At 72.7% G+C, this 12,080-nt stretch carries 8 protein-coding genes; 2 read left to right on the plus strand and 6 right to left on the minus strand.

The window, feature by feature from the left end; all coding sequences use genetic code 11:
- Nucleotides 1-3: 3 nt before the first annotated feature.
- Nucleotides 4-2,028 carry a serine/threonine protein kinase gene (locus G4D85_RS04345; RefSeq protein WP_164008130.1) on the minus strand — a complete coding sequence of 675 codons (2,025 nt, stop codon included), beginning with the start codon at nucleotides 2,026-2,028 and terminating at the stop codon, nucleotides 4-6.
- 323 nt (nucleotides 2,029-2,351) lie between these two features.
- Between G4D85_RS04345 and G4D85_RS04350 the strand changes: the two genes are divergently transcribed.
- Both G4D85_RS04350 and G4D85_RS04355 read left to right on the plus strand, forming a co-directional pair.
- The gene (locus G4D85_RS04350) at nucleotides 2,352-3,578 is read left to right on the plus strand and encodes a glycosyltransferase family 4 protein (RefSeq protein WP_164008132.1); all 1,227 of its coding nucleotides are present in this window, start codon (nucleotides 2,352-2,354) and stop codon (nucleotides 3,576-3,578) included.
- Nucleotides 3,579-3,747: 169 nt separating this feature from the next.
- Nucleotides 3,748-4,896: a glycosyltransferase family 4 protein gene (locus G4D85_RS04355; protein ID WP_164008134.1), complete on the plus strand. Its 1,149-nt coding sequence runs from the start codon at nucleotides 3,748-3,750 to the stop codon at nucleotides 4,894-4,896.
- A gap of 12 nt (nucleotides 4,897-4,908) precedes the next feature.
- Here the strand turns inward: G4D85_RS04355 and G4D85_RS04360 are convergent, their stop codons facing one another.
- The 5 genes from G4D85_RS04360 to G4D85_RS04380 are packed head-to-tail and all read right to left on the minus strand — an operon-like array spanning nucleotide 4,909 to nucleotide 12,073.
- Complete coding sequence (locus G4D85_RS04360; protein ID WP_164008136.1) at nucleotides 4,909-6,051, minus strand: glycosyltransferase family 4 protein; 1,143 nt, start codon at nucleotides 6,049-6,051, stop codon at nucleotides 4,909-4,911.
- Entirely contained in the window at nucleotides 6,020-7,495 is a 1,476-nt protein-coding gene (locus G4D85_RS04365) for a hypothetical protein (RefSeq protein WP_240359061.1), read from the minus strand. Before G4D85_RS04365 ends, G4D85_RS04360 begins: the two co-directional genes overlap by 32 nt.
- Nucleotides 7,492-8,619 carry a glycosyltransferase family 4 protein gene (locus tag G4D85_RS04370; RefSeq protein WP_205525413.1) on the minus strand — a complete coding sequence of 376 codons (1,128 nt, stop codon included), beginning with the start codon at nucleotides 8,617-8,619 and terminating at the stop codon, nucleotides 7,492-7,494. Before G4D85_RS04370 ends, G4D85_RS04365 begins: the two co-directional genes overlap by 4 nt.
- Nucleotides 8,620-8,627: 8 nt before the next feature.
- Nucleotides 8,628-9,884, minus strand: coding sequence for a glycosyltransferase (locus tag G4D85_RS04375; RefSeq protein WP_164008140.1), 1,257 nt, complete (start codon nucleotides 9,882-9,884; stop codon nucleotides 8,628-8,630).
- On the minus strand, nucleotides 9,881-12,073 hold the full coding sequence (locus G4D85_RS04380) for a GumC family protein (protein ID WP_164008142.1): 2,193 nt from the start codon (nucleotides 12,071-12,073) through the stop codon (nucleotides 9,881-9,883). The genes G4D85_RS04375 and G4D85_RS04380 overlap by 4 nt, the downstream gene beginning before the upstream one ends.
- Nucleotides 12,074-12,080: the final 7 nt, after the last annotated feature.

Raw genomic sequence — 12,080 nt, forward strand, 5'->3', positions numbered from 1 at the left:
GGTTCACTGGATGGGCTCGAGCACGACGTGCTGCTCGGTCTGGTCACCCGCCAGGATGGTGACGTGGCTGCTGTACGGCAGCGTGAAGGCGTTGCCTCGCACTTCAAGCTTGTGGAGTCCCGCGGGCAGCTCGAGCTGGTACTTCCGCCCGTGGCTCTTGCCGTCCACGAGGACTTCCTTGACGTAGCCCTTCACCTTGAGCGTCAGCGTGCCCATGGCCGTTGTCGCGGGCTCACGGGCCTGCGCCTCGCGAGCGGCGTCGGTGCGGCCCGCCGGGGTGCGGCCTCCTCCCGCGATTCCAACGACGCGCGTCGTCCTCCGCGTGCGGACCGGCTCGTCCACGCGCAGGGCCCGCGAGTCCTTCGCCAGGACGGTGGCGGCCAGCGTGGGCGTCTGCCCGCCCGCCAGCTGGACATCATTGGCTCCGGTGGAGCCCGGTTCCATGCCGCCCATGCGGTCCGGTGGCGTCTCGTGGGTCGGCATCGCGACGGCCCGCGGCTCGGGAGCGGACTCGCTGGCGGTGGGACGCTCGCGGAGCGGCATCGTCACGCCCACGGCGCCCGCGGTGAGCGTCCTTGGCGTGGGAGGAACGGGCTCGCCGCCCCGCGACATCCAGGACGCGCCCGCCACGAGCAGGGCCAGCAGCAGCGCGCCGCCCACGCCGAACATCACCGCGCGCCCGCGGCCCGAGGGCACGGCCGGCAGGTCCTTCGACGTCGGCCCCATGGCCAGCGCAGCTTCCGCGTGGGTGAGCCCTGACGACAGGGGAGCCGAGGGGTAGGGGGTCGCGCGCCTGGTAGCCCCGGGGGGTCCGGTGCGACGGCCGGGCTGGCCGTAGCGCTCGGTGCGCACGCGCTGCGGCGGGACGGCGACGGACTCCTGGGAGAGGGTGGACGCAGCGCCCACCCGGGGCGGCGCAGACAGCTGCGTGGCGTCGCGGGAGAGCTGCTTGAGGATGCCCTTCAGCTCGCGGCGCACGGCCTCCGCGGAGGCGGGGCGCTCCTCGGGAGTCTTGGCCAGCAGCTGCATCACCAACGCTTCCAGCGCGGGGTGCAGCTCCACATAGGTGGAGGGCGACGGCGGCGGCGTGCGCACGTGGTGCACGGCGATGGCCATGGGTGACGCGCCCTCGAAGGGCAGCCGCCGCGTGAGCATCTCGAAGGCGATGACGCCCACCGCATACAGGTCCGTGGGCGGGCCCACCTGCTGACCGCAGGCCTGCTCCGGCGCCATGTATTCGGGGGTGCCCACCATCATGCTGGCGCGCGTCTGCGGCGTGCTGCCGTTGGGCGCCTCGCTGCGCTTGGCGAGGCCGAAGTCCAGCACCTTCACGTACTCGTTGCCGGAGCCGTCACGCACCACGAAGACGTTGCCCGGCTTGAGGTCTCGGTGGATGACGCCCGCGGCGTGCGCGGCGCCCAGCGCGCCGAGCAGGTCATCCAGCACCGTGACGACCTCCACCTCCAGCATGGGCGCGCGCTGGTTGATGACCTCGTCCAGGGGCAGGCCGTCCAGGAACTCCATCACCAGGTACTGACCGACGCCGGGGATGGTGCCGAAGCCGAAGATGTCGATGATGCCGCGATGGCGGATGGACGCCGCCGCGCGCGCCTCCGAGGCCAGGTCTCTCGCGCGGGCGCCCTCGGCGAAGTCCGGGCGGAGGACCTTGATGGCCACCTTGCGGCCGATGACGGGGTGCTCGCCCTCGTAGACGATGCCCATGCCGCCAGCGCCGATGCGGCGCTTCACGACGTAGTCGCCGAGCTGCTTGCCCACCATCACATCGCGCGAGACGGACTTCTCCCACTCTCCTTCTTCCGCCACGAAGGCCGCGGGCGCGCCCGACACGAGAGGACGCGCGGAGGCGGGAGTCGCGTCCGGCTTGCGCCTGACGGTGGCGTCGTCTTCGGCAGCGCCGTAGGGGCTGTAGGAACCAGGCGCCACGAGCTCGGACGTGTTGGGCGGGCAGACGGTGGTGCCCGCGGGGTGGGCAGACCCGCACCGGGCACACTTACGAAAATTGCTCATTGCTTCGCTCATCATCGCCCGTCCCCATACGCAATGGCTATCCCAGCTTGAAAGGGTCTCACTCGACCCCTTCCCCCTCTGGACGAGCCCACACGCCTTGTGGGAGCAACGATGTCTCGCGCCGGATGTCGCAATAAAACTTCGAAAAGGCAGGCAGCCTCACGCCGCGACACTGCGACTTTCATGTTTCACATGTCTCACGGGTTGCGACGGGGGCCGGAGACAGGGTGGAGCAGGGAACCCCGGGCAAGCCCGCACCCTTTATATGGGGAGTGCGCCCTGCCTTGACCGGTCCGGAGGCGTCTGCTTCGGTCCACTCCGTCTTGCGCATCCTCTTCCTCAATCCGGTGGGCATCCTCGGCGGAGCCGAGCGCGCGCTGCTGGATCTGCTGGCGTGCCTGAAGCGGTTGGACGCGGGGCTGTCGCTCCACCTGCTCGCGGGCACACCGGGGCCCCTGTTGGACGAGGCCAGCGCGCTGGGCGTGGACGCTCGCCTGCTGCCACTGCCCGAGCGACTGTCCTCCCTGGGTGACAGCGCCCTGCGCGGCCGGGGACCCGCGGAGGCCCTGCGCTTCGCAAGCAGCCTGGCGCCCACGCCGCTCCTGCTCGCCGGCTACGGCCGCTCGCTGCGGCGCGAGGTGGCGGCGCTGCGTCCGGACCTGTTGCACTCCAACGGCATCAAGACGCACCTGCTCAGCCCCTTCACCGCGGGGCTGCCGCTGAAGCGGGTGTGGCACATCCATGACTTCCTGGGCGAGCGGCCACTGGTGCGGCGTGCACTGGGGACGCTGGCGCCGCTGGCCTCCGCGGCCATCGCCAACTCGGGTGCGGTGGGCGAGGACACGCGCGAGGTGCTGGGCCGCGTGCCCGTGCACGTCGTGTACAACGGCGTGGACGTGGAGCGTTTCTCTCCCGGCCCGGCGGACGGCGCCTGGCTGGATGCGCTGGCCACCCTGCCACCCGCGCCCGAGGGGACGCTGCGCGTGGGGCTGGTGGCCACGTATGCGCGCTGGAAGGGGCACGACGTCTTCCTGGAGGCGGCGGCGGAGCTGGCGCGCTCGCACCCCACCCTGCCCGTGCGCTTCTACCTGGTGGGGGCGCCGCTGTATCGGACGCCCGGCTCGCAGTTCTCTCAGGAGGAGCTGCGCGGGCTCATCGAGGCGTGGGGACTCAGTGGCCGCGTGGGGCTGGTGCCATTCCAGCCGGAGCCGGCCGCCGTGTACCGCGCCCTGGATGTCTTCGTTCATGCCAGCACCCGGCGCGAGCCCTTCGGCCTCACCATCGCCGAGGCGCTGGCCTGCGGACGGCCGGCGGTCGTCTCCCACGCGAGCGGCGCGGCGGAGGGGCTCAGCAGCGGAGTGGATGCGCTGGCCGTGCCGCCGGGAGACGTGGGCGCGCTGGTGGCGGCGCTGCGCACCCTGCTGGAGGACGGCGCGCTGCGGGCGAGGCTGGGTGAGGCGGCTCGACGTACGGCGGTGGAGCGCTTCTCGCGCGAGCGGTATGCGAGCGAGGTGCTCGCGGTGTACCGCTCGCTCGTGCGTGGGCGCTGAGGCGACCTCACAGTCAGGGCAGGTTGTCGGGCTGGCTGTCGAAGCACGAGAGGCGAGGGTTGAGCCCTCGCACCGCCCGAGGTGTCCGGCGCGGGAGTCCTCCCGAGACGATGCCTTGACCCGCCCTGACGGCTCTGGTTCGGTCGCACGCGCACCCGAGGGCTCCCACGTGAAGCGGCCACGCCGGCTCGTCACCATCTCGCATTCCTACGTCGTCACACTCAACCGGCGCCTCGCCAACGAGATGGCGCGCGTGGGCGGCGGCGAATGGGACGTCACCGTCGTGGCGCCCCGCTTCTTCCATGGCGACTTGAGCCCCCTCACCTTGAGGCGAGAGCCGGAGGAGCTCGCCCGGGTGGAGGACGTGCGCGCCCTCTTCAGCCGCTCGCTGCACACCTTCGTCTACGGACCCGAGCTGCGCGCGCGCCTCTCCGGAGCTGTCGACCTGGTGCACGCCTGGGAGGAGCCGTACGTGCTGGTGGGCCTGGAGGTGGCGCTGCTCACCCCGCGCCGCGTGCCGTTCGTCTTCTGCACCGCGCAGAACCTCTCCAAGCGCTACCCACCGCCCTTCGCGCAGATGGAGCGCTTCGTCGTCCAGCGCTCCGCCGGCTGGGTGGCCTGGGGCGAGACGGTGAAGGAGAACCTGCTCTCCCGGCCCGGCTACGCCCAGCGCCCCGCGCGCTTCATCCCCATGGGGGTGGACGTGGACCTGTTCCGCCCGGACCGCGCCTCCGGTGCGGAGGTGCTGCGGGAGCTCGGCTGGGAAACCTCGGGGCCGCCCGTGGTCGGCTACCTGGGGCGCTTCGTGCCGGAGAAGGGCGTGCCGCTGTTGATGGAGGCGCTGGAACGGCTGACCACGCCCTGGCGGGCCCTCTTCGTCGGCGGCGGTCCCATGGAGGGCGCGCTGCGGGACTGGGCCTCACGCCAGGGAGACCGGGTGCGCGTCCTCACCGGGGTGCCCCACGGTGGCGTGCCGCGCGTGCTCAACGCCATGGACATGCTCTGCGCGCCCAGCCAGACGACACCGAAGTGGAAGGAGCAGTTCGGCCGCATGCTCGCGGAGGGCTTCGCCTGCGGCGTCCCCGTGCTCGGCAGCGACTCCGGCGAGGTGCCACGCACCGTGGGCGACGCGGGCCTCGTGCTGCCGGAGGCCTCTCCACCGGCGTGGACCACCGCGCTCGCCGCGCTGCTGGAGAGCCCGGAGCGCCGCCGCGAGTTGTCCGAGCGCGGGCGCGAGCGTGCCGTCACCCGCTTCGCCTGGCCCGTGGTGGCACGGGCCCACCTGGACTTCTTCAGCGAGACGCTGGACCGGAAGTAGTCGCGGGGCGGCTCAGCCCTCGCGCTCCACCACATCCACAATCGAGGCGGCCATGCCGTCCCACGTCTGCGCGCGCAGCGACTCCGACAGCGCGGCCACGTGCGGCGCCCACGCGGCCTCGTGCTCGCGCCACGCCTCCAGCCGCCGCACCAGCCCGTCCACGTCGTCCGGGTCATTCAGCAGCAGCCCGTGCAGCGAGGCCGGGTAGCGCTCCGCCACGCCCGCGGTGCGGCTCACCAGCGCGGGCAGCCCGGCGCACAGCGCCTCGTGGACACCCAGCCCGTAGGCCTCGTACCGCGTGGGCGCCACCAGCAGGTCCGCTGCGGACAGCAGCACCGGCACGTCCTTGCGGAAGCCGAGGAACTGGATGCGCCCGCCCAGCCCCTTCGCCTCCGCCTCGCGCTCCCACGCCTCGCGCTGCGCGCCCACGCCCACCACCTTGAGGTCCACGCCCCAGTCCCCACGCGCGCACAGCCGCGCCCACGCGTGGAAGAGCGAGTCGAAGCCCTTGCGCCGGTCCCCCAGCGCGCCCACGAACAGCGCCACGCGCCGCGACTCCGGCCAGCCCAGCGCCGCCCGCGCCGCGCGTCGCTCCTCGGGCGAGGACGGACGGAAGCGCTCCGGGTCCCCGCCGTAGTAGATGACTCGGACCTTCGACTCCGGCACGCCGGTGGCCGCCACCAGGTCCGCCCGGGTGCGCTCGGAGTTGGCGATGATGACGCGCGCGCGCCGCAGCGCCTCGCGCTCACCGCGCAGGTAGAGCCGGTGGCTCACCCGCCCCTTGAGCCGCCGCAGCGCGCCGCCCGAGGGCTCGGAGACGTAGGCGCCGTGGACGTAGTGCACCCAGTTGGCCGCGGGCACCGGGCAGTTGCCGCCGTTGGCCAGCACGCGCCCGCCTTCCGCCCGCGTGCGCAGCGCCCACGCGCGGCCCACCGCGTCCAGCAGCGGCTCGCCCAGGAGGTAGGCGTTGCCCGGCTTGGGCACGTGCACGAAGCGCACGTTGGAGTAGCCCCGCAGCTCGTCGGCAATCCGGTGCGCCACCAGCCGCACGGGGCCGCCCTGCTTCGCCAGCCAGAGCGCCAGCGCCAGGTTGGCCCGGTCCATGCCGCCCGTGGCGACGAAGTCACCGGCGATGAGGGTGTACGGTCTTCGCATGTGCCATGGCGCCAAAGAGCGCCGCGTTGAGCAGCCAGAACTCCATGCCCGTCTGGCTCATGAAGAACGAATAGCTGAAGGTCAGCGCCAGCGCGCCCAGGTTGTACGCGAAGATGACGCTGCCCCACAGCCAGAACTCGTCCCCCGTGTCGTCCTTGCGCAGGGCCACGCGGAACACCCACCACAGCGTGGCCAGCATGCCCAGCGGGTAGAGCACCAGCACCAGGACGCCGCCGTCGAAGACCCAGGCCGTCCACTGGATTTCGGCCCACAGCGCCGGGTGCTCCCGGTCACTGTTGTCGCCGAAGTACGCGTTGGCCATGCCGTAGCGGCCCAGGCCCGCGCCCAGCGGGTACTCCGGCACGAGGTGCTCGAAGGTCCGCACCAGGAAGCCGCCCCGGTTCTTCCGGTAGACATCCTCGGGATTCTCCTCGAACAGCGAGGACCAGCGCTTCACCACCGCGTCCCCGCCCACCGCCGCCGCCCAGCCGAAGGTGGCCACACCCGCGCCGCCCACCACCGCCAGCAGCGCCACCAGCCGCACCAGCCGGCCGCTGAGCGCGAGCACTCCCGCCATCGCGAGCAGGCACACGGCCAGCGTGACGAAGGTGGCGCGCACCTGGCACAGGTAGAGGCAGAGCAGCCCCATCAGGATGCCGCCCACGCTCAGCACGCGCACCCACCCGCGCCGCGCCGACAGCAGGAAGCCGCCACCGAGCAGCACGGCATAGAAGCCGCCCGTGGCCGCGCCGCCCGGGATGTCCGTCAGCCCCATGGGGCGGAGCACGCGCTCGCCGCTGGCGGTCTCGAACTCGAGGCTGCGCAAGTAGCCCTCGCCCAGGCCCTGCACCACCGACGACACGGCCGGCTGGAAGCGTCCGGGGAAGTACACCTGGAGCACGCCGACGGTGGCGCTCGCCACGTTGAAGAAGAAGAGCAGCGCCAGCGTGTAGCGAAACGACTTCGCGTCGATGGGCACCCGCGTCACCCACAGCAGCGGCGCCATGACGGAGAGCTGGATGCCCAGCTGCACCAGGGCCGCAAGCGGGCTGATGGTGCCGGGGTGGAAGAAGTTGAGCGTGGTGATGCCCAGCGCGCCCAGGACGAAGGGCAGCGCCGGGTGCTTCAGGCTGCGTCCCCGCACCAGCGCCAGCAGGGCCAGGCTGCCGCCGAAGGCCGTGATGCGCACCAGCATGCGCACCGGCGCGAGGGCGGGCACCAGCAGCGCGAGCTGGCAGACGATGAGCATGAGGATGAAGAGCGGTACCAGCCGCCCCGATTCGAGCAGGCCCCGGGGCTTGCTCCCCTGGACGGGCGCGGCGTCGGGCAGGGCCTCCAGCGGAGCCCCGGGAGCGCGGCGCACGTACCGGCGACGCAGCACACCCGGGCCCTGGAGCTGCGGCCTCGCCACACCGGGCGCACTCGGAGGACGCGGGCTCCTCATGACGCGCGCGCCTCCGGGGCGGCCACGTCCCGCAGGGCCTCGTCCAGGCCCCGCAGGTACACGGACGGGTCACACAGCTTCGCGGCGCGAGCCGGCCCCGCCGCGCCCAGCCGCGCGCGCGCCGCCGGGTCCTCGATGAGCCGCCGCAGCGCCTCGGCCAGGGGCGCGGGCTCGGGCGGGACGAGCACGCCGCACGTGGCGTCCACGATTTCCAGCGGCCCGCCCATCGCCGTCGTGACGACGGGCAGCCCGGCGTGCAGGGCCTCCACGAAGGCGAGGCCGAACGGCTCCGCGCCCACGTTGGGCTGGCAGTGCAGGTCCGCGGCCCGCAGCAGGCGCGGCACGTCCGAGCGCTGCCCGAGGAAGCTCACGCGCTCCGTCAGCCCCAGGCTCTCCGCCTGGGCCCGCAGTCCGGCCAGGTACGCTACTTCTTCCGGCCGCTGCGCGCCGCCGGCCACCCAGGCTCGCCAGCCCGGAACCTGCCGCAGCCGCCCGAGCGCCTCCAGCAGCAGCCGCTGTCCCTTCCACTCCTGCATGCGGCTGGTCTGGACGATGACGACGTCGCCCTCGGCCGCGCCCAGCTCCGCGCGCAGCTTCGAGCGCTCCGCGCCGCCCGCCTCCGACGGCCCCGACGCGAGCACCGGGTAGGCCAGCCGCCAGCGCGCGCGCGGGTAGACGCTGGCCAGCGTCCCGGCGGAGTAGCGGCTGTTGGTGAGGACCAGGTCCGGCTCGGTGACGCGGGCCCAGCGCTCCAGCCAGTGCCGGCCGTTCAGCGCGTCGTGCTGGTAGAAGACGAGCGGCACGCCGGCCGCGCGCACCACCGGGCCGAACAGCGCCTGCGGCCAGATGGCGTGGCAGAGGACCGCGTCGTAGCGCTCGCGATGGAGCAACTCCCTCAGCGCCTCGCGGGCACGCCACACCGTCCACGGACGGCCCACGCGCGCCTCGCCCAGCAGGTGGAGCGCGGCGCCCGTCTCGCGCAGCTCGCGGGCCAGCCTGTCCTCGAAGCACAGGGCGAACTCATGCGTCAGCCCGGGCTGGCGCCCCTGCTCCCGCGCCACCGTGTGCAGGAACGTCTCGATGCCGCCGTAGAGGTTGCCGCTGTAGACATGCAGCACGCGCATGGAGGGGCTCACACCCTCCCCGTCACGGCGCGCGGCGTGGCGCGCGGAGCCTCGTCCACCACCGGCGCGGGACGGCCCAGCGCCTCCGAGTACAGCGACAGGCTGCGCGTGGCCATGACGTCATGGGGGAACTCGGCCACCGCCCGCTCGCGCGCCGCGTGACCCAGCCGCTTCGCCAGGGCCGGGTCCTCGGCCAGCCGCCGCGCCGCGAGCGCCAGCGCCGCCACGTCACCCACCGGCACCGTCAGCCCCGTCTCCTCGTGACGGCTCACCCACGCCACACCCGAGTGCGGAATCGCGGTGTTGAGCACCGGCAGCCCGCTGGCCATCGCCTCCACCTGCGACAGGCCATACGCCTCGCTGCGCGCGTTGCTCGGGAACCACAGCGCGGTGGCCGCGCGGTACGCCCCGGCGAGCGCCTCCGGCGGCAGGTAGCCCGCCCACGTCACCCGATCCTCCACGCCCAGCGCCTTCGCGCGCTCGCGGGCCTCCGCCTGCAAGGGCCCCTGCCCCACCACCACCAGCCGGCCCGGCACCCGCGTCAGCGCCTCCAGCGCGGTGAACAGGCCCTTGTAGTAGACGAGCCGCCCCACCATCAGCCACAGCGGCGCGCCCGCCGCCTCCTCGCGCCAGCGCGCCTCCGCCGCCAGCGCCTCGGCGGACGGGTGCAGGTACGGCGACACATCGATTCCCAGCGGCAGCGCGCGCACCTTGCTCCGGAAGGCGCGCAGCAGCGGCGAGCCCGGCACGTACGCCTCGCTGGTGGCCAGCACCCGCCGGGCGCGCGCGTACAGCAGCGCCTCGAAGGGACGGAAGAGCGCGCCCGCCACCCGCTGCCGGATGACGTCGCTGTGGTGGGTGACGAAGAGGGGCGGCAGCCGGAACGCCACGTCCAGCGCCAGCAGCATGCTGGGGTTGGGCGTGTGCAGGTGCAGCACGTCCACGCCCCGCGCCAGCGCGCGCCGCAGCACGCCCGGCAGGTCCGGCATCACGTCCATGCGCGCCACGGAGGCGGCGCGGCCCAGGCGCACCACGCGCACCGTCCCGTCCCAGTCCTCGCGCGTGGCGCTGCGGCCGTGGAACTCGTGGCTGGTGCCCGCGCCGTCCGCCGAGTGGTTGGCGCACAGCACCTCCACCTGCGCGCCCAGCGCGGCCTGGGCCCGCGCCAGCGTCTGCACGTGGGCCTCCATGCCGCCGGACGCGGGCGGGTAGAACTTGCCCAGGTGCAGCACCCGGAGGCCCGCGCCCGCGGACGGCGCGCTCACGACTGCGCCACCCCGTCCTTGGAGTCCTCGGCGTACTGCCCGTAGCCCTGGTAGGCCAGGTACGAGTCCCCGTAGCGCGGCGCCTTCAGGTCCACGTCGTTGAGGACGGCGCCGTACATGCGCGCCTGCACGTCCGCCAGCGAGCGCAGCGCGCGCCGCGCCGACTCGCGGTTCGTCTTCCCCGCCTTCAGCACCAGCACCACGCCGTCCGTCTGCGTGGCCAGCACCGCCGCGTCCGCCACCGCGTTGATGGGCGGGCTGTCCAGGATGACGCGGTCGAAGCGCTCGCCCATGGCCTTGAGCAGGTCCGCGAAGGCCTGCGTGTGCAGCAGCTCCGCCGGGTTGGGCGGCAGCGGGCCGCACGGCAGCACGAAGAGGCCGGGCACCTCGGTGCTCTTCACCGCCTTCTCCAGCGTGCCCTCCCCCACCACCAGCGAGGAGATGCCCATTTCATTGGGCACCCCGAAGGCGCGGTGCAGCCGCGGCCGGCGCATGTCCGTGTCCAGCAGCAGCACCCGGTTGCCACTCTGCGCCATGGCCACGCCCAGGTTGATGCACGTGGTGGACTTGCCCTCCTGCGGGCCGCTGGACGTCACCACCAGCGTCTTGAAGGGCTTGTCCGGCGACATGAAGAGGAGGTTGGTCCGGATGGCCCGGCAGCACTCCGCCACCGTCGACTTGGGCTCGCGGTGGACGTGCAAGTCACGGTCACGCGGCGCCTTGTTGCCTTCGATGCGCGGCACCACGCCGAGGAAGGCCAGCCCCAGCCGCTCCTCCACGTCCGCCTGCGTGGCCACGCTGTTCTCCAGCACCTCCAGCAGCAGCGCCATGCCCAGGCCCGCCACCAGCCCCATCACCAGCCCCATCATCAGGTTGCGCCGCACGTTGGGCTTCACCGGCGCGAAGATGGGCCGCGCCGGGTCCAGCACGCGCACGTTGCTGGTGCGCAGCAGGCCCGACAGCTCGATGTCCTTGAGGCGCTTGGCCACCAGCTCGTACAGGCGCTGGTTGCTGTCCGAATCGCGCTTGAGCCGGTCGAACTCGATGGCCTTCTTGTTCACCGCGAAGGCCTCCTCCTTGGCCGTGTCCAGCAGGCGCACCAGGTTCTTCTCCTGCGCCACCGCCTCCGCCAGCGACGTCTCCGCCCCGCGCACGATGTTGCTCAGGCTCTTGAGGAAGTCCTCGCGCACCACCGACAACTTGCGGTTGCACTCCAGCAGCTTCGGGTGCTCGGCGAGGTAGCGCTCCCCCAGCTCCGCGCACGCCACGCGCGTCTCGGTGTACGTGCGCCGCAGGTCCTGGATGGGGCCCTCGTTCATCCCGGTGAGCGCCTCCGCCCACGTCTCGTCCTCCGGCGACGACTTGCGCAGCTTGTTGATGGCCTCCACGCGCGCCTGTTGGGAGGCAATCTGGATGCGCACCTCGGTCAGCTTGAGGTTGTACGAGTTGATGCGCTCGCTGACGATGCTCATCCGCGACTCCAGCGACGTGGACAGCATGTCCGCGTCCTTCTTGAAGTCGTAGACGGCCAGCTCGCTGGACTTGGACGTCGTCTCCAGCTCGGACAGCCGGACTTCCAGCCAGGTGCGCGCGTCCTCGGTGATGCGCAGCTTGAGGGCCAGGTTCTCCGCCATGTACGCGGCGGCCACCTCGTTGGCCAGCAGCGCCGCGCGCTTGGGGTCCAGGTCATCCACCGCGATGTCCATGACCCGCGAGTCCTTCGCCGGCACCACGCGGATGCGTCCCTGGAGCGCCGCCACCGCGTCCGCGGACTGCATGGCCTGCACGCGCAGCTTCTCGTCCTGCACCTGGGACAGCCCCAGGAAGTCCGCGTCCGTCGCCAGGCCCAGCTTGTCCACCACCCGGCTCGCCACCGCGCGCGAGGTGATGATTTCGCTCTGCGTGGCGTAGTACTCCTTGTTGAACCAGTAGTTGCTGCGCTCCTCGCCCATGACCTCCTTGACGTCCCCGTCGAGGAAGCGCGGCGCCATCACATCGATGATGAGCGAGGTGCTGGCGGAGTAGACCTTCGGCTGGCGCAGCGTGTAGGCCGCCGACAGCGCCGCCACCACCACCGCCACGCCGAGCACGACCCACTTGCGCCGCCACATCGCGCGCACGTGCTGCATCATGCCCGCGGGCGTCAGGGCGCCGGCACCGCCGGCCGGGTCGATACCGGTTCCATCCACGTCGCGT

The organism is Pyxidicoccus trucidator, from assembly GCF_010894435.1.
Classification (GTDB): domain Bacteria; phylum Myxococcota; class Myxococcia; order Myxococcales; family Myxococcaceae; genus Myxococcus; species Myxococcus trucidator.